Source organism: Stenotrophomonas sp. GL_111, from assembly GCF_057835245.1.
In genome coordinates this window covers 850,740-868,292 of sequence record NZ_CM174421.1, presented here as the reverse complement: position 1 = coordinate 868,292, position 17,553 = coordinate 850,740, and the positions used below count along the sequence as shown (strand labels likewise).

Sequence of the window (17,553 nt, the reverse complement as noted above, 5' to 3'; positions counted from 1 at the left end):
ACAACAAGGCCCCGCATTGCGGGGCCTTGTTGGTTTCACTGCAACGCCGGCGCGATCAGACGTTGAAGCGGAAGTGCAGAATGTCGCCTTCCTGCACGCGGTATTCCTTGCCTTCCAGACGCAGGCGACCGGCTTCCTTGGCACCGGCTTCGCCCTTGTACTTGATGAAGTCGTCATAGGCGATGGTTTCAGCGCGGATGAAGCCCTTCTCGAAGTCGGTGTGGATCACCGCGGCGGCCTGCGGGGCGGTGGCGCCCTTGCGCACGGTCCAGGCCCGTACTTCCTTCACGCCTGCGGTGAAGTAGGTCTGCAGGCCCAGCAGCTGGTAGGCGGCATAGATCACGCGGTTCAAGCCCGGCTCGGACAGGCCGAGGTCGGCCAGGAACGTGTCGCGGTCTTCGTCGTCCAGCTGCGACAGTTCTTCCTCGATCGCGGCCGAGACCGGCACCACCTGCGCACCCTCGGTGGCGGCGCGGGCGCGCACGGCGTCCAGGTGCGGGTTGTTCTCGAAGCCGTCTTCGAGCACGTTGGCGATGTACATCACCGGCTTGAGGGTGAGCAGGAACAGGTCACGGACCAGCGCCTTCTCTTCTTCGTCCAGGCCGGCCGAACGCCCGGCCTTGCCGTCGGCCAGCGCCGCCTGCAGCTTGGCCAGCACCGGCTTGCGTGCAGCCGCTTCCTTGTCGCCACCCTTGGCCGCGCGCTCGGCGCGGTTGAGCGCCTTCTCGACGCTGTCCAGGTCGGCCAGGGCCAGCTCGGTATCGATGGTGTCGATATCCGACAGCGGGTCGACCTTGTTGTTGACGTGGATGACGTCGGCGTTCTCGAAGCAGCGCACCACATGGGTGATCGCATCCACTTCGCGGATGTGGGCCAGGAACTTGTTGCCCAGGCCTTCACCACTGGCGGCGCCGGCGACCAGGCCGGCGATGTCGACGAACTCCACCGCGGTCGGGATGACCTTCTGCGGGTTGATGATCGCGGCCAGCTCGTTCAGGCGCGGATCCGGCACCGGCACGATGCCGACGTTCGGTTCAATGGTGCAGAACGGGAAGTTGGCCGCGGCGATGCCGGCCTTGGTCAGCGCATTGAACAGGGTCGACTTGCCGACATTGGGCAGGCCGACGATGCCGCATTTGATACCCATCTTTGACAACCTCTGGGGTGAAAGTGATTGGGGAAACAGCGACGTTGGGCGCGGCTTTTCCAATCATTCTCCGTACCGACCCACGGTCGGTACCTACCGGTTTACTTCGGGGTGTGCAGCTGTTTCATCGCCTCGCTGAAATCGCCCTTCACTGCCAGCGGCATGACCTTGATGGCGTCATCGACGGCATGGCCGATCAACACGTCATCGTCCTTGCTGGCGCGGCCCAGTACCCAGGGCACCACGCGGTCCTTGTGGCCGGGATGGCCGATGCCGATGCGCAGGCGGTGGAACTTGCCATGGCCGAGCAGGCGGATGGTGTCGCGCAGGCCGTTCTGGCCCCCGTGGCCACCGTCGAACTTCAGCCGTGCCACGCCAGGCGGCAGGTCCAGTTCGTCGTGGGCGAGCAACGTTTCTTCCGGTTCGATCTTCCAGAAGCGCTGCGCGGCCGTAACCGACTTGCCACTGAGATTCATGAAGGTGGCGGGCTTGAGCAGCCACACCGCCTGCCCGGCGATATCGACCTTGGCGGTCTCGCCGAACAACTTGCTGTCCACGCTCCAGCGCGCGCCGGCCTGTTCGACCAGGGCGTCAATGAAACGAAACCCGGCATTGTGCCGGGTCTGGGCGTGCTCGGGTCCGGGGTTGCCCAGACCAACGATCAATCGCAATCCTGTCATCACTCTTCTTCGTCGGTACCGGCCCTGTGCCGGCACATACAAAAAACGGCGCCTGCCCCGAAGGACAGGCGCCGCAAACACTTACTCGGCAGCCGGTGCGTCGGCCGCGTCTTCCTTGCCCAGCTTGGCGGTGACGATCGCGTCGTCATGGTCCTTGCCGTGGGCCAGGGCCGGAATCTCGACGCCCTTCGGCAGCTTGATGTCCGACAGGTAGATCACGTCGCCAGCCTTCAGCTCGCCCAGGTCGATGTCGATCGACTCCGGCAGGTCCTTCGGCAGGCAGGAGATGGTCACTTCCTTCAGTTCGTGGGTGACCACGACGTCGGCAGCCTTGCCGGCCGGCGAGGTGTCTTCGTTGATGAAGTGCAGCGGGACGTTGGCGGTCAGGGCCTCGTTCTCGTTCACGCGCAGGAAATCCAGGTGGATGATCAGCTGCTTGAACGGGTGGCGCTGCATGTCACGCAGCAGCACCTTGGTGATCTGGCCGTCCAGGTTCAGGTCCAGGATCGAGGAGTAGAACCAGTCGTTGTACTGGGCCAGCCAGATCTGGTTGTGGTCCAGGTTGATGTTGATCGGGGCGACATCGCCGCCGTACACGACGGCCGGGATCACGCCGGCGTGACGCAGGCGGCGGCTCGCACCCTTGCCCTGCACGTCACGAGCGGTGACCTTGATTTCATGGGTCTTCGACATTTTTCTGCTACCAGTTGGTGCCTTGCCGGATGGCTTGGCGATTGAAGGTACTTCCGCGACCAGAAGTACCCGGGGCCCGTCCGCCGTTGCCGGCGGGCGGAAAAATCAATCCACGTACAGCGAGCTGACCGACTCGCCGAAGGCGATGCGGCGCATCGTCTCGGCCAGCATCTCCGCCACGCTGAGCTGGCGGATCTTGCTGCACACCCGCGCCTCTTCACGCAGCGGGATGGTGTCGGTCACCACCAGCTCATCGAGCTGGGAGTTGTTGATGTTGTCCACCGCCGGGCCCGAGAGCACGGCATGGGTGCAGTACGCGGCCACTTTGAGGGCACCGCGCGCCTTCAGCGCCGCGGCAGCCGCACACAGGGTGCCGGCGGTATCGACGATGTCATCGACCATCACGCAGGTCTTGCCTTCGACGTCACCGATGATGTTCATCACGGTGGAGACGTTGGCGCGCGGACGGCGCTTGTCGATGATCGCCAGGTCGGCATCGTCCAGGCGTTTGGCGACGGCGCGCGCACGCACCACACCGCCCACGTCCGGGGACACCACGATCAGGTTTTCCGTGCCGTAGGCGCGCCAGATATCGGCGAGCAGCAGCGGCGAGGCGTACACGTTGTCGACCGGCATGTCGAAGAAGCCCTGGATCTGGTCGGCATGCAGATCCACCGTCAGCACCCGGTCGGCACCGACCGCACTGAACATCTTGGCGGCGACCTTGGCGGTGATCGGCACGCGCGAGGAACGCATGCGGCGATCCTGGCGCGAGTAGCCGAAGTACGGCACCACCGCGGTGACGCTGTTGACCGAGGCGCGCTTGAGTGCATCGATCAGCACCAGCAACTCCATCAGGTTCTCAGCGCTCGGTGCGCAGGTCGGCTGGATCACGAAGACGTCCTGCTTGCGGACGTTCTCTTCGATTTCGACCTGCACTTCACCATCGGAGAAGCGCGACACCAACGCCTTGCCCGGTCGCACCCCCAGTTCCTTGCAGATGCTCTGCGCAAGGCGCTTGTTGGCGTTGCCGGAAAATACCAGCAGGTTGGGATGATCTTGCATCATGACGGTCTCGGGCGGGAGCGATTGGCGGAGAACTCTGCCGCCGGCACCCGGAAGTGTCTGCGGTGACAACACCGCGGAAGACCGGCCGTGCCCGCGCAGTGATGCGCATGGGAACGCGGCGAACTTCCGCAAGTGGCAGGGGCGGGAGGATTCGAACCTCCGAATGCCAGGATCAAAACCTGGTGCCTTGGGCCTCTTGGCGACGCCCCTGCATCAAAATCAATAACGCTCGAGTACATCAAGCAGTGGCGAGCGCTCCACGCCCGCAGCCACCCATGCCCGCAGTTCCTTCGGCAACCGCGCCAGGCCCTGCTCTGCAGCAGCGCGCGTGGCGAACTCGACGAAACAACCGCTTCCCGACCCGGTGAGTCGTGCCCGGCCAATACTGCTCAACGTCGCAAGCACTGCCGCTACGGCAGGTTCGCGACGGCGCAGTACCGGCTCGAACGCATTCCCGAGCAAAGACCCGGAAGCGAAGTCCGCTATTTTCGCCACTGGGGCGTCGCGCGTCAAATCCGATTGTGCGAAAAGCGCTGCGGTGGGCACATGCACCCCGGGATCGGCGAGCACATACCAGGCGGGCGGCAGCGCCAATGGCGTCAATTGTTCACCCACGCCTTCGGCCCAGGCGTTGTGGCCGCGCACGAACACCGGCACGTCCGCGCCGAGCTGCAGGCCCAGCGCGGCCAGCGCGTCCACGTCCAGCCCCGCGTTCCAGAGCCGATTCAGGCCGACCAGAACGGTGGCCGCATCGGACGACCCCCCGCCGAAGCCGCCACCGGCCGGAATGTGCTTTTCGATGCCGATATCGGCACCTTGGGCGATGTTTACGTAGTTTTTAAGCAAAATCGCGGCGCGCACAGCCAAGTCATCGGCCTCGGCGACACCGGGCACCGAGGCCCCGTCACGACGCACCTGACCATCTTCACGCCCTCGCAGGCGAACCCGGTCGCCCCAGTCCAACAGCCGGAACACGGTCTGCAGCTGGTGGTAGCCATCGGCGCGGCGGCCGGTGATGTGCAGGAACAGGTTCAGCTTGGCCGGGGCCGGCCAGTGCGACCAGCCCGCGTTCAGTTCCAGCGCGGTCATGGGCTGCCCAGCGCCCAGCTGTCCACCACCAGGCGCACCTTGGCATCGCCATTAACCGCTTCGATCCGCCGCGGCAGCACCGGGCGGGCGCCTTCGGCCGGGTACCAGTCCAGGTACTGGATTTCCCAGCCCATCTGGCGGACCCGGCGCGGGCGACCCTCGGCATCGCGTTCAACCTGCTCGGCCGGCGCGGTATCGGTGGCGACCAGGCCACGCACCCAGTCGGGCAGCTGGTTGACCGGAATGTCCCAGCCGGTGGCCTCGAGCAGCACCTGCTGGGCGTCCTCGCCCTCACGCGGGCCGCCGTCCAGACCTTCCAGGCGGCCACCCTCGTGGTGGCTGTCGCCGCTCAGCTTCCAGCTCTGCCGGGTCACCGGTGCACTCAGTTCAACCACGTACTGGCGGTCCTGCTGCTGCCACTCGATACGGCCATTGCCGCCATTGCGGCCCTTGTTGACCGCCACCCGGCCCTGGAACGACCACTGCGGCTGCGCGCGCAGCGCCGCCAAACGTGCGCTTTCAGCCTGCTCGGCTTCGGCCGACACCGTCGTCACCACCGCCGGTGCGGTCGGCGCCTTGCGTTCGTCCAGCGACACGCAGCCAGACAACGACAGCACCGTGGCCACCGCAGCGGCGGCCTTCAGGAACATCCGATTCATACGCCGTATTTCTCGATCACACGCTGCAGCGCGCGGTTGTCAGGGTCCAGCTTGCGCGCCTCTTCGAAGAAGCGGCGCGCCTCGTCCTTGCGCCCCAGCACCCACAGCACCTCGCCGACATGCGCGGCGATTTCAGGGTCCTTGGCCAGGGTCCAGGCGCGGCGCAGGTGCACCAGCGCTTCTTCATTGCGCCCCAGCCGATACAGCACCCAGCCGTAGCTGTCGACGATGGCGGCGTTGTCCGGCTCGGCGACGCGCGCACGGTCGATCAGCTCCAGCGCCTCCTGGTAGCGCTGGGTGCGATCGGCCAGCGTATAGCCCAGCGCATTGAGCGCGGCCACGTTCTCCGGATCGGTCACCAGGATCTTGCGCAGGTCGGCCTCGGCGCGCGGCACATCGTCGCGACGCTCCCAGGCCAGTGCGCGGGCATACAGCAGCGCGTTTTCGTCCGGGTAGGCGGCCAGGCCGCGTGCCAGCGCGTCCAGCTCACCGGGCAGATCCTCGCCACGCTGGCGCAGTTCGGCTTCCAGCAGGTAGGCATCGCGGCGCGCTTCGTCGTCCACGGTGGCATCGGATTGAATGGCATGGACTTCGGCGAACGCCTTGTCGTGGCGGCCCACTTCGTACTGCGCATTGGCCGCGCGCAGGCGCGCTTCGTCCAGTTCAGCGCCACCGGGCACGCTGTGGTACCAGTCCACGGCCTCGGCCGGGCGCTTGAGGTATTCGGCGATCTTGCCCAGCAGCAGGCGCTGCGCCGGGTCCGGCTTGGCCGCCTTGCTCGACAGCTCCTTGTACAGCGCCAGCAGCCCCGGGTTGTCCTGCTGCTTGGCCAGCAGGGAGGCGCGCATGCCATAGGTCTGCACATCCTGCGGGCCGACCGCCAGCACCCGCTCGGCCGACTTCGCATCGCCCATCGCGTCGTAGGCGATGGCCAGCGCGTTGCGCAGCTCGGGATCCTGACGACTCTTGGGTTCTACCCCGCGCAACATCGCCAGGGCCTCTTCCGTCTTGCCAGCCTGGCTCAGCTGGCTGGCGTTGAGCAGGGCCACGCGCGGTTCGTTGGGGAAGCGCCGGACCACTTCATCGACCATGCGCCGGGCCAGCTCCGGCCGTTCCATGCGCATCGCCAGGCGGCCGAACTCCTGCCAGATCTCCAGCTGGTTGGGGATGGCGTTGTCATCCACCAGCCCGCCCAGCACGTCGGCCGGCACCGCCGGATCGCGACCACCGCCGATCAGTGCGGCCATCGCGAACTTCCAGCCGCGCGGGTCCGGGTCCTTGAGCAGCGCGCCCAGCTCGGCGCGTGCGGCCTTCACGTTGTTCTGGCGCATGTCCAGCGCCGCGGCGCTGCTGCGCATGGCCAGGGTGCGCGGCGCCCGCGCTTCCCACAGCGACAGCGCGCGGGCGGCGCGTTTGTCGTCGTCGGCCAGCATGGCGATGCGGGTGGCGCGCTCGGCCAGCCCGGCGTCGTCGCTACCGGCCTCGGCCGCCTCCAGGTACCAGCGCGCGGCGTCGGCCAGCTTGCCGGCCTGCAGGGCGAATTCACCGGCCATCACCGGGGTCAGCGGCGCCGCTTCGGCGGTACTGGCGGGTTTGGCGGCGGGGCTGACCGCTGCGCCCACCGGGGCGGCCGGGGGCGCCGCCAGGGCGGTGGCGGTGGCCAGGGACAGCAGCAGAACGCTGGAGATGCGAATCAATGCGGGCATCGGGGGCTTCTGGCCTTAAAATGACGACTTGAATGGCCAGCAGCTTATCGCAAGCAACTGAACAATGACCCTGTGGGTGCTCGGACTGAATCACCAGACCGCGCCAGTGGAACTGCGCGAACGCGCCTCCTTTGGCGGCGACGCCCTGCCCCAGGCATTGGCGTCGCTGCGCGATACCCCGCAGGTGACCGAGGCGGTGCTGCTGTCCACCTGCAACCGCACCGAGCTGTATGCCGTGGCCGAATCCGGTGAAGCACTGGCCCAGTGGCTGGAGTCGCACGCCGGGCAACTGCACGGCTACCTGTACCAGCATGCCGATGCCGAAGCGGTGCGCCATCTGTTCCGGGTAGCCACGGGTCTGGACTCGATGGTGTTGGGCGAACCGCAGATTCTGGGCCAGGTGAAAGACGCCTGGGCGATCGCACGCGACCACGGCCTGCTCGGCCAGCGCCTGGACCGGCTGTTCCAGCAGACCTTCTCGGTGGCCAAGCGTGCGCGTACCGATACCCGGGTTGGCGCCAATCCGGTGTCGGTGGCCTCCACTGCGGTGCGCCTGGCGCAGAACTCGTTCGCGCGCCTGGAAGATTCCACGGTGCTGCTGGTCGGTGCCGGTGAAACCATCGAGCTGGCCGCGCGCCATCTGAGTGAAGGCAAGGTGCGCCGGCTGTTGATCGCCAACCGTACCCTCAGCCACGCCCAGGACCTGGCCAGCCGCCACGGCGGCGTGGCCTTGCCCCTGACCGAGCTGGAGCGTCACCTGGGCGAGGCCGACGTGGTGTTCTCGGCCACGGCCGCGCGGGAACCGGTGATCGCGCGTGCGCATGTCGCCGCCGCACTGAAGACCCGCAAGCACAAGCCGATGCTGCTGTTCGACCTGGCCGTACCGCGCGATATCGAAGCCGGTGTCGGCGACCTCCCCGATGCCTTCCTGTATACCGTGGACGACCTGGAACGCGCGGTCGAAGACAACCGGCGCAGCCGCCGCGAGGCCGCCGCCGAAGCCGAGGCGATCATCGATCTGCAGGTCGCGCGCTTCGTCGAAACCCTGCAGGCCAGTGCCCACCAGGCCCCGCTGCGGCAGCTGCGCGCCTATGGCGAAGCCACCCGCGTGGAAATGCTGGACAAGGCCCGCCAGCAGCTGGCCCACGGCAAATCGCCGGAGGAAGTGCTGGAACTGCTGGCACATGGCCTGACCAACCGCCTGCTGCACCCGCCGACCGCTGCGCTGCGCGCGGCGGCGTTGAGCGGCGATACCGAATTGACCCGCGCCGCCGAGCGCCTGTTCCCGGCCAAGCCGGGTTACGTGCATCCTGTGATGACGCCCCCTGTTGTGAAGACTGATGACGCCGACCCTGCGCCGTAAGCTGGAAGCGCTGGCCGAACGCCGCGAAGAACTCGAACGCCTGCTGGCCGACCCCGACGTGGTCGGCGACAACGAGCGCTTCCGCGCGTTCTCGCGCGAGTTCGCGCAGCTGCAGCCCATTGCCACCGCCCTGGCCGATGAAGCCCGCGCGCTGGCCGACCTGGCTGCCGCCGAGGCGATGCGCGCCGACCCGGACCTGCGCGAGCTGGCCGAAGAAGAAATCGAAGCAGCCCAACAACGCCTGCAGCAGCTGGACCAGGAACTGGCCCTGCTGCTGGTGCCGCGTGATCCGCGCGACGACGGCAACCTGTTCCTGGAAGTACGGGCCGGTACCGGCGGCGATGAAGCGGCGATCTTCGCCGGCGACCTGTTCCGCATGTACGCCCGCTATGCCGAGCGCCAGGGCTGGAAGGTCGAGATCGAATCGGACAGCCCCGGCGAGCATGGCGGCTACAAGGAAATCGTGGCCCGCGTGGTCGGGCGTGGCGCGTACTCCAAATTGAAGTTCGAATCGGGCACGCACCGCGTGCAGCGCGTGCCAGCGACCGAATCGCAAGGCCGCATCCACACCTCGGCGGCGACGGTGGCGATCATCCCGGAGGCCGACGAGGTCGATGAGATCGTGATCAACCCGGCCGACCTGCGCGTGGACACCTTCCGCTCGTCGGGTGCCGGTGGCCAGCACGTCAACAAGACCGAGTCGGCGATCCGCATCACCCACGTGCCGTCCGGCGTGGTGGTGGAATGCCAGACCGAGCGCAGCCAGCACGCCAACCGCGACAAGGCGATGAAGCGGCTGAAGGCGCAGCTGCTGGATGCCGAGCGCAGCAAGCAGGCCGCCGCCACCGCCGAGAGCCGCCGGTTGCAGGTGGGCAGTGGCGACCGCAGCCAGCGCATCCGCACCTACAGCTTCCCGCAGGGGCGCATCACCGATCACCGCGTTGAAGGGCTGACCCTGTACGACCTGCCCAACATCATCGCCGGCGAGCTGGACACCCTGGTGGAACGGCTGATCCACGAGCACCAGGCCGATGAACTGGCCCAGTTGTCGGCGGGTCACTGAGCATGACGGCCGAGCCGTCGCGGCAGCAGTTGCGCCAGGCCGTGCACCAGGAGCCGGCCGACTTCATCGCCTGGGTGATGCTGGCTGATGCGGAACTGGAAGCCGGCGACATCGAGGCCGGCGCACAGGCCGCCACGCGTGCGCTGCAGCTGCGCGCCGAGCATCCCGAAGCGCTGGCGCGGCTGGGCCGTGCACGCTGGATGCAGGGCCGCCACGGCGACGCCGCCACGCTGCTGCGCCAAGCCGCCGACCGCGCCCCGCAACACCCCGGCATCGCCCTGTGGCTGGGCCATGCGCTGGAAGATGCCGGCCAGCCCGAAGCCGCTGCCGATGCCTACCGCCACGCGCATGCCTTGCTGCCGGGCGAGCCCTACATCACCGCGCAGCTGCTCAACTGGCAGCGCCGGTTGTGCGACTGGCGTGATCTGGACCGCTTGTCCGCGCAGGTGCGCCAAGCCGTCGCGCAGGGCAATGCGGTGGTGGAGCCGTTCGCCTTCCTCAGCGAAGACAGCAGCGCCGCCGAACAGCTGCGCTGTGCACGGCAGCGCGCCGCCACCGTTGCCGAGGGGCTGGCTGCACTCCCAGGCACTCACGTGCGCCGCCAGGGCACGCTGCGTGTCGGCTTTCTGTCCAACGGCTTCGGTGCCCACCCGACCGGCCTGCTGACCGTGGCGCTGTTCGAACAACTGCGTGCGCTCGGCACGCTGGAGCTGCACCTGTTCGCGCTCAACGGCGACGACGGCAGCGACATCCGCCAGCGTCTGCAGACCGCTGCGCACGAACTGCACGATGTCAGCGCACGCCCGCACCGGGCCATTGCCGCCCAGATCCGCGCGGCCGGCATCGATGTGCTGTTCGACCTGCGCGGCTGGGGCGGTGGCGGTACACCGGCGGTGCTGGCGATGCGTCCGGCGCCGGTGCAGATCAACTGGCTGGCCTACCCCGGTACCTCCGGCGCGCCGTGGATCGACCATGTGCTCGCCGACGCCTATGTGCTGCCTGCCACGTTGGCGCCGGCCTTCAGCGAAGCCGTGCGTCATCTGCCACGCGCCTTCCAGCCCTCCGACAACACCCGCGTGGTGGCGACACCGCCCACGCGCGAGGCCTGCGGTCTACCGGCGGAAGGCGTGGTGCTGTGCTGCTTCAACAACAGCTACAAGCTCAACCCGCACAGCATGCAGCGCCTGTTCGCGGTGCTGCACGGGGTACCCGGCAGCGTGCTGTGGCTGCTGTCCGGGCCGGGCAATGCCGATGCACGGCTGCGCAGCGCGGCGCGCCAGGCACAGCTGGATCCCGAACGGCTGGTGTTCATGCCGCGGCTGCCGCATCCGGCGTACCTGGCCCGCTACCAGCACGCCGACCTGTTCCTGGACACGCACCCGTACAACGCCCACACCACCGCCTCCGACGCCCTGTGGGCCGGGTGCCCGGTACTGACCTGCCCGGGCACGACCTTCGCCGCGCGCGTCGCGGGCAGCCTCAACCACCACCTCGGCCTGCCCGGCATGAACGTCGCCGATGACCGCGCCTTCGTCGCCGAGGCGATTCGACTGGGCAATGATCGACAGGCCCTGCAGGCCGTGCGGGCGCAGCTGGCCGTGCAGCGCCAGCGCAGCGGGCTGTTCGACATGGCTGGCTTCGCGGCCGACTTCACCGACGCCGTTGCGGCGATCGCCGCCGAGCATGGCTGGCAGGGTCCACACACGCCCTGAGCATGGCCTGCGCTAGGCTCAGAGCTCCGCTGACCGCACAGGCACACCGATGGGCAAGCTCAAGCGCAAGGACTACCAGGAACTGCTGGAACCGATGCAGTTGGAACTGGCCGCGATGGCGCGCTGGGTGCAGCACACCGGCCAGCGCGTGCTGGTGCTGTTCGAAGGCCGCGACACCGCCGGCAAGGGCGGTGCGATCCAGGCCATCGCCGAACACCTCAACCCGCGCCAGTGCAAGGTGGTCGCCCTGCCCAAGCCGACCGACCGCGAGGCCACCCAGTGGTATTTCCAGCGTTACGTCGGCCACCTGCCTGCGGCCGGCGAGATCGTGCTGATGGACCGCAGCTGGTACAACCGCGCCGGGGTCGAGCACGTGATGGGCTACTGCAGCGAAGCGCAGTACCACGCCTTCCTGGCGCAGGCACCGGTGTTTGAAAAGCTGCTGGTGGACGACGGCATCCTGCTGTTCAAGTACTGGCTGAGCGTGGACCAGGCGCAGCAGGAGAAGCGCTTTGCCGAGCGCCACCTGGATCCGCTCAAGGGCTGGAAACTGTCGCCGGTGGACCTGAAATCACGCAGCAAGTACAGCGCCTACACCGAAGCGCGCGAGGCGATGCTGCGCGCCACCCATCGCAATGAGGCACCGTGGACGCTGGTGGATTTCAACGACCAGAAACGCGGGCGCCTGGGCCTGGTCCGCAACCTGCTCGACCGCCTGCCCGACACCCGCGTGGACGAACCGGTGCTGGCGCTGCCGCCGTTGAAGGGCAAGCTGCACAAGGAGCACTTCGATGTGCTCAAGCCGATCCAGGCCTACCCGCTGGCCGAATGAGGCGGCCTCAGCCGCCCTGTGCGATCCGCGTTTCGATGTCGTGCGCGGTGACCGGGCCGAGGAATTCCTTGGCCACCTTGCCATCGGGTGCGATCAGGTAGGTCAGCGGCAGCCCGCGCGGGATCGCGAAGTCTTCCGGCGGGTTGTAGGTATCCACGATCACGATCGGATAGGTGACCGGACGCTTGTCCAGGAACGCCTTCATCTCGGCCGGCTCGATGTCCTCATACGCCAGCCCGACCACTTCGATCTCGCTGCGCATCGCATGCAGCGCCGACAGCTCCGGCATCTCCTTGCGGCACGGGGCGCACCAGGTCGCCCAGAAGTTCACCACTACCCACTTGCCGCGATGCGCGGCCAGGTCGTAGGTGCTGCCATCCAGTGCCGGCAGTTTCAGGCTGGGGCGCTCGACCGTCTTGCGATCACTGGCAGCTTTCTCTTCGGCCGGGGCCGCCGCCGGTTCGGCAACGGGCGCAGGCGGTGCCGCCGGGGCGGCGGCTTCGGGCTGGGCGACAGGCTTGTTGCAGGCGGCCAGGGCCAGCAGGCCGATGGCCAGCAGCAGGGGCTTGGCAGTCATGGGGTCTTGTCTCCGGGGGTCGTCGTATAGATGTCACTGACGCGGCGCTTGAGCAGCTCGCGCAGGGGCAGCCGCAGCGCGTCCAGCGCGGTGAGCGAGGCCTCGCCCAGGCTGTCGTCGCGGTACGGCAGGTAAGCCTCGCGGACCGGAATGCGCATCTGCGTGGTTTCGTACAGGTCGGCCAGGGTCAGCTTGTCCAGGTCACGCGACAGCAGCCACTCGCCGCGTTCGTCGCGGCGCACCACGCGGATCGCTTCCAGATCGCACAGCATGGTCTGCAGCAGCGAATCGGTGAGCATCGGCTCCAGCCGCAGGATCTCGTCATCGTCCAGGCTGTGGCCCTCGATGCGCGCCTGCTGGAAGCGCCCGATCAGGCGCAGCAGCCCATAGATTTCATAGCCGGTGGGCAGGCGCAGGTCGGTGGGCTGGTAGCGGAACGCGGCGATCGAGGACGCCAGCGACGCGCCGAGCAGCACCGAGACCCAGCACAGGTAGATCCACAGCAGCAGGATCGGCACGAAGGCGACCGTGCCATACAGCTTCTGATAGGACTGGAAGCTGCCCAGGTAGGCACCCATGCCCCACTTCACCAGTTCCAGCATCACCGCAGCCAGGATCGCGCCGGGCACCGCATGGCGCCACTTCACCGTGTGGTGCGGCACCACCCGGTAGACCAGCATGATGCACAGGAACTCGATCAGGATCGGCGCCACCGTCAGCGACAGGTCGGCCAGCCAGCGGCCCTCGCTGGTGCCGAACAACGGCAGCGCGAACACGCGCGCCGAGACCGCCAGCGACGCTGCCGCCAGCATCGCACCCAGGGTCAGCACGGTCCAGTAGACCAGGAAGCGGGTCAGCTTCGGCCGCCCCGAACTCACCCGCCAGATCTGGTTGAAGGTCTGCTCGACGCTGTTGAGAGTGATCAGCAGTGAGACCACCAGCGCGATGAAGCCCGCGGCGGTGAGCTGGCCGGCACTGGCCGAGAACTGACGCAGATAGCCCTCGGCCGCGCGCGCGGCATTGGGCACGAAGTTGGAGAACACGTAGTCGCTGAGCTGGTCGCTCCAGCGGTCGAACACCGGGAACGCCGACAACACGCCAAACACCACGATCGCCAGCGGCACCAGCGCGAACACCGTGGTGTAGGCCAGCGAGGCGGCCGCCTGGAACAGCCGGTCGTCGAGAAAGCGCCGCCACAGGAAGCGGCCGAAGCTGGCGGTGCGCGCGCGATCGCGTACGCGCTCCATCCACAGGTTGAGGGTGTCCAGAGGTTCCATCGGCGCAAGGGTACCCGATGCGGGGTGCAGCCGGCCGCATCGATGCCATGCAGGCTCGCCCTGCGCCGGCTGCATCGCCATACTGGCCCCTTGGTCCCAATGAGATGAAAGCGCGATGGCGGAGATCCTGGTGCTGTACTACAGCCGCGGCGGTTCGGTGGCCCGGCTTGCCCGCCAGATCGCGCGGGGCATCGGCGAAGTGCCGGGCATGAGCGCGCGGCTGCGCACGGTGCCGCCGGTGGCCGCGGTGACCCAGACCGCACGCCCGCCGGTGCCTGAAGACGGCGCGCCGTATGTCAGCGTCGAGGACCTGGCCGAGTGCAGCGGGCTGCTGCTGGGCAGCCCCACCCGTTTCGGCAACATGGCCGCGCCGGTCAAGCACTTCCTGGACGGGCTGGGCGCGGAGTGGGTCAACGGCACCCTGGTCGGTAAGCCGGCCGGCGTGTTTACCTCGACCGCCTCGCTGCACGGCGGCCAGGAGTCCACGCTGCTCTCGATGCAGGTACCCCTGCTGCACCACGGCTGCCTGATCGTCGGCATCCCCTTCACCGAGCCGGCGCTGAGCCACACCACCACCGGCGGCACGCCCTATGGCGCCAGCCACGTGGCCGGTGCCGACGACAACCCGGTGCCCAGCGAAGACGAGGCCATCCTGGCGCGCGCGCTGGGCCGGCGCGTGGCCGATATCGCCCGGCGGCTGGCATGAAGGGCCGCGCGCAGGACGCCGTGCTGGCGTTGCTGCTGGTGGCGTTGGCGGCGGTGTATGCGCTGTGGTTCGCGCACGACAAGCACTGGCTGGCCACCCAGCTGGTGTTCACCGCGCCACCGCTGCTGCTTGCCCTCGGCGTGTGGCTGCGGCGTGGCAAGGCGGCCTTCTGGGCCGGCGTGCTGGCGCTGTTCTGGTTCAGCCACGGCGTGATGAGCGCCTGGAGTCACCCGCAGACCGCGCTGTGGGCGTGGTTGGAACTGCTGCTGGCACTGGCGGTGATCGGCGTGGCCAGCGCCCCCGGCCTGCGCCGTCGCTTTGGCCGGCGCCCCAGCGGCAGCTGACCCGGGTCACGCGTGCATGCCTGCATCGGGCAGGCTGCCGCCGTATCATTCACCGGTCGGCGCGGTACCTCCGCGCCCTTCTGTCGGGTACCAGGATGCTTGCAATGGAAGAACTACTGATCATCACCACCGGTGGCACGATCGACAAGATCTACTTCGACGACAAGTCGGACTACCAGATCGGCGATCCGCAGATCGGGATGATCCTGCGCGAGCTGGGCGTGACCTTCCGTTTCAACGTGATCCCGATCCTGCGCAAGGATTCGCTGCACATCACCGATGACGACCGCGAGCTGATCCGCGCCACCATCGCCGCGCAGCCGACCCGCCACGTGCTGGTCACCCACGGCACCGACTCGATGGTGCAGACCGGCCAGGTGCTGCGCAGCATCGCCGACAAGACCATCGTGATGACCGGCGCGCTGAGCCCGGCACGCTTCCGCGGTTCGGATGCGGAGTTCAACATCGGCTGCGCGATCGGCGCGGTGCAGTCGCTGCCCAGCGGCGTGTACATCGCCATGAACGGCCGCATCTGGAATCCCGAGCACGTGCGCAAGAACGTCGCCGCGAACCGCTTCGAAGAAGCCTGATCGCCGCTTGAAACAAAAACGCCCCGGCCGAAGCCGGGGCGTGCCCATTGGAGAGGGATCTGGGCTCAGTACTGCGCGGTCACGGTCACGCCGGAGAAGGTGGAGTACGCCTTCAGCCGCACATGCCAGGTGCCCGCAGCCGGGGCACTGATCGTGCAGGTTTCGTTGTTGCCGCTCAGGTACGGGCGGCAGTTGTAGACCGTATCGGTCGGCGCGCTGCCCGAACGCACGTACAGGTCGGCATCACCGCTGCCACCGGCGATGGTCACCTTCAGCTGGGTGCTGCCGGCCGGCACAGCCACGGTGTAGCTCAGTGACGCCCCGCTGGCCGCCCCCAGACCGCTGACCGGTACGTTGTTCTGCAACACGCCGGTACCCGGTCCCGGGCCGGTGCCGTTGAGCGCGGCCACCACCGCCGCATCCGCGTCGACGATGCCCGCACCGCAGCCGCCGGTGCACGCGCCCGGCAACGGCCGCGCGGTGTTCTTCAGCAGCGTTTCGATCGCCGCCGGGGTCAGTGCCGTGGTGGCCACCGACTGCACCAGCGCGACCACGCCGGCCACATGCGGCGCCGCCATCGAGGTGCCGTTGTAGGACGCGTAGGACGCCGTGCCCGGTACCGTGGTGCCGCTGTTGAGGGTGGACAGGATCGCCTGGCCCGGCGCCGAGATATCAATCCCCGCACCGTAGTTGGAGAAGCTGGCACGCGCGCCGGTCGAGGTGGTCGCGGCCACCGCGATCACGTTGGCGCAGTTGGCCGGCACCGACGAGGACACGTTGGTGTTGCTGTTGCCTGCGGCCACCACCACGGTGGTGCCGCGCGACACCGCGCCGTTGATCGCGTTCTGGTAGGTGGCCGAGCAGGTGCCACCGCCGCCCAGCGACATGTTGATCACTTCGGCCGGGTTGGCATTGGCCGGCACACCGCTGACCGTGCCGCCCGACGCCCAGGTGATCGCATCGGCGATGTCGGAGGTGTAGCCACCGCACTTGCCGAGCACGCGCACCGGCACGACCTTGGCATTGAACGCGGTACCGGCCACGCCGGTGGCATTGTTGGTCACCGCTGCCACGGTGCCGGCCACGTGGGTACCGTGCCAGCTGGAGTTGGAGGCCGGAATGCCCGACCCGCACTCGTTGGCGCCGTACCAGTCGCCTTCGTCGTTCGGGTTGTTGTCGCGGCCACCGCCATCGCGGGCCATCGCCGCGTCGCTGATGAAATCGTAGCCGGGCAGGATGTTGGCGTTGAGGTCGGCATGGTTGGTGATGCCGGTGTCGATCACCGCCACCACCACGCCGGTGCCGGTGGCCTTGTCCCAGGCCGGGCGCACGTTGATCGAAGAGGTGCTGGTGCCAAAGCCCCACTGCTCGGACAGACGCGTGTCATTGGGGACCAGCGTGGCGTGCATCAGCTGATCCACTTCCACATAGGCCACGTTCGGGTCGGCGGCGAGGCGCCGCATCAGCAGCTCCGATTCGGCCACATCCAGTGCACGGTCGGTGCGCAGCACGGTCGGGCCGGTGGCCAGTTGGCGCAGCTTCTGCACGCCCAGCGCGCGGCCCTGTGCGGCCGGTACCGCTGCGGCGGCGGCCTTCAGCGAGCTGGCCAGCGCGGTCTGGGTCAGCGGTGCGCTGACTGTTTCCTTGTAGCTGACGATGAACTGCTGGTGCTTCGGTGCCGAAGCCAGGCCGCTCAGCTGCACATCGCCGGCGAACGCCGGGGCGGCCAGCAGCAGGGTCGAGAGTACGGAAGCGCCGAGTACAACCAATGCACGCTGACGCAAACGGGGTTGCGAATCATGAGACATCGGATTTCCCTTTCAGACAGTGGATGCCGCGAACGCGGCTGAGAATCCGGCCCCGATCCGGGGGCTGCTGAAGAGATGGCGCGGATCGAAACCGGTTGTTGGATCGGTTCCCCTGAATCAAACCGCCCATCGCGACGCTAGTGGTTCGATTCCCGATCAACAATGTTTCAGCCGCACTTCAGCAATGTGAAATGTCCGAATTGAGACTTTCCGGGTCAATGGTTTGTGAAGGTGAAGGA

At 67.7% G+C, this 17,553-nt stretch carries 17 protein-coding genes and 1 tRNA gene; 7 read left to right on the top strand and 11 right to left on the bottom strand.

Features of this window, described 5'->3' with window-relative positions:
* Nucleotides 1-55: 55 nt before the first annotated feature.
* The 8 genes from ychF to AC3IPM_RS03845 all read right to left on the bottom strand — a co-directional run bounded on the left by ychF (nt 56) and on the right by AC3IPM_RS03845 (nt 7,042).
* Nucleotides 56-1,147, bottom strand: coding sequence for a redox-regulated ATPase YchF (gene ychF, locus AC3IPM_RS03880; RefSeq protein ID WP_038690322.1), 1,092 nt, complete (start codon nt 1,145-1,147; stop codon nt 56-58).
* 101 nt (nt 1,148-1,248) lie between these two features.
* Nucleotides 1,249-1,827 (bottom strand): aminoacyl-tRNA hydrolase, encoded by a 579-nt coding sequence (gene pth, locus AC3IPM_RS03875; protein ID WP_489302634.1) that lies wholly within the window; start codon nt 1,825-1,827, stop codon nt 1,249-1,251.
* A gap of 81 nt (nt 1,828-1,908) precedes the next feature.
* Nucleotides 1,909-2,520, bottom strand: coding sequence for a 50S ribosomal protein L25/general stress protein Ctc (locus AC3IPM_RS03870; RefSeq protein WP_489302633.1), 612 nt, complete (start codon nt 2,518-2,520; stop codon nt 1,909-1,911).
* 105 nt (nt 2,521-2,625) lie between these two features.
* Nucleotides 2,626-3,585 carry a ribose-phosphate diphosphokinase gene (locus AC3IPM_RS03865; protein ID WP_038692467.1) on the bottom strand — a complete coding sequence of 320 codons (960 nt, stop codon included), beginning with the start codon at nt 3,583-3,585 and terminating at the stop codon, nt 2,626-2,628.
* A 136-nt stretch (nt 3,586-3,721) separates the two neighbouring features.
* A tRNA-Gln gene (locus AC3IPM_RS03860) sits at nt 3,722-3,798 on the bottom strand.
* 9 nt (nt 3,799-3,807) lie between these two features.
* A complete protein-coding gene (gene ispE / locus AC3IPM_RS03855; RefSeq protein WP_489302632.1) occupies nt 3,808-4,677 on the bottom strand; it encodes a 4-(cytidine 5'-diphospho)-2-C-methyl-D-erythritol kinase in 870 nt (289 codons plus the stop codon).
* Nucleotides 4,674-5,336, bottom strand: a complete 663-nt coding sequence (gene lolB / locus AC3IPM_RS03850; RefSeq protein ID WP_489302631.1) for a lipoprotein insertase outer membrane protein LolB — start codon at nt 5,334-5,336, stop codon at nt 4,674-4,676. Before lolB ends, ispE begins: the two co-directional genes overlap by 4 nt.
* Nucleotides 5,333-7,042 carry a tetratricopeptide repeat protein gene (locus AC3IPM_RS03845; RefSeq protein ID WP_489302630.1) on the bottom strand — a complete coding sequence of 570 codons (1,710 nt, stop codon included), beginning with the start codon at nt 7,040-7,042 and terminating at the stop codon, nt 5,333-5,335. The genes lolB and AC3IPM_RS03845 overlap by 4 nt, the downstream gene beginning before the upstream one ends.
* Before the next feature lie 64 nt (nt 7,043-7,106).
* Here AC3IPM_RS03845 and hemA point away from each other — a divergent pair, with 64 nt between their 5' ends.
* From hemA to ppk2, 4 genes are read left to right on the top strand one after another with little or no spacing between them, the layout of a single operon-like run.
* The gene (gene hemA, locus AC3IPM_RS03840) at nt 7,107-8,405 is read left to right on the top strand and encodes a glutamyl-tRNA reductase (protein WP_489302629.1); all 1,299 of its coding nucleotides are present in this window, start codon (nt 7,107-7,109) and stop codon (nt 8,403-8,405) included.
* Nucleotides 8,383-9,468, top strand: a complete 1,086-nt coding sequence (prfA, locus tag AC3IPM_RS03835; protein WP_489302628.1) for a peptide chain release factor 1 — start codon at nt 8,383-8,385, stop codon at nt 9,466-9,468. The genes hemA and prfA overlap by 23 nt, the downstream gene beginning before the upstream one ends.
* Before the next feature lie 2 nt (nt 9,469-9,470).
* Nucleotides 9,471-11,180 carry an O-linked N-acetylglucosamine transferase, SPINDLY family protein gene (locus AC3IPM_RS03830; protein WP_489302627.1) on the top strand — a complete coding sequence of 570 codons (1,710 nt, stop codon included), beginning with the start codon at nt 9,471-9,473 and terminating at the stop codon, nt 11,178-11,180.
* A 49-nt stretch (nt 11,181-11,229) separates the two neighbouring features.
* On the top strand, nt 11,230-12,012 hold the full coding sequence (gene ppk2, locus AC3IPM_RS03825; protein WP_489302626.1) for a polyphosphate kinase 2: 783 nt from the start codon (nt 11,230-11,232) through the stop codon (nt 12,010-12,012).
* A 7-nt stretch (nt 12,013-12,019) separates the two neighbouring features.
* On the opposite strand, the gene AC3IPM_RS03820 is transcribed toward ppk2, so the two are convergent.
* Both AC3IPM_RS03820 and AC3IPM_RS03815 read right to left on the bottom strand, forming a co-directional pair.
* Nucleotides 12,020-12,589 (bottom strand): TlpA family protein disulfide reductase, encoded by a 570-nt coding sequence (locus AC3IPM_RS03820; protein ID WP_489302625.1) that lies wholly within the window; start codon nt 12,587-12,589, stop codon nt 12,020-12,022.
* On the bottom strand, nt 12,586-13,866 hold the full coding sequence (locus AC3IPM_RS03815) for a YihY family inner membrane protein (RefSeq protein ID WP_489302623.1): 1,281 nt from the start codon (nt 13,864-13,866) through the stop codon (nt 12,586-12,588). The genes AC3IPM_RS03820 and AC3IPM_RS03815 overlap by 4 nt, the downstream gene beginning before the upstream one ends.
* A gap of 115 nt (nt 13,867-13,981) precedes the next feature.
* Between AC3IPM_RS03815 and wrbA the strand changes: the two genes are divergently transcribed.
* The 3 genes from wrbA (at nt 13,982) to AC3IPM_RS03800 (ending at nt 15,506) form a co-directional block, all read left to right on the top strand.
* A complete protein-coding gene (gene wrbA, locus AC3IPM_RS03810; RefSeq protein WP_489302622.1) occupies nt 13,982-14,572 on the top strand; it encodes an NAD(P)H:quinone oxidoreductase in 591 nt (196 codons plus the stop codon).
* Nucleotides 14,569-14,916 (top strand): DUF2069 domain-containing protein, encoded by a 348-nt coding sequence (locus AC3IPM_RS03805; RefSeq protein ID WP_489302621.1) that lies wholly within the window; start codon nt 14,569-14,571, stop codon nt 14,914-14,916. The genes wrbA and AC3IPM_RS03805 overlap by 4 nt, the downstream gene beginning before the upstream one ends.
* A 104-nt stretch (nt 14,917-15,020) precedes the next feature.
* The gene (locus AC3IPM_RS03800) at nt 15,021-15,506 is read left to right on the top strand and encodes an asparaginase domain-containing protein (protein ID WP_489302620.1); all 486 of its coding nucleotides are present in this window, start codon (nt 15,021-15,023) and stop codon (nt 15,504-15,506) included.
* 65 nt (nt 15,507-15,571) lie between these two features.
* Here AC3IPM_RS03800 and AC3IPM_RS03795 read toward each other — a convergent pair whose 3' ends face one another.
* Nucleotides 15,572-17,314 (bottom strand): S8 family peptidase, encoded by a 1,743-nt coding sequence (locus AC3IPM_RS03795; protein WP_489302619.1) that lies wholly within the window; start codon nt 17,312-17,314, stop codon nt 15,572-15,574.
* Between the last annotated feature and the right edge of the window lie 239 nt (nt 17,315-17,553).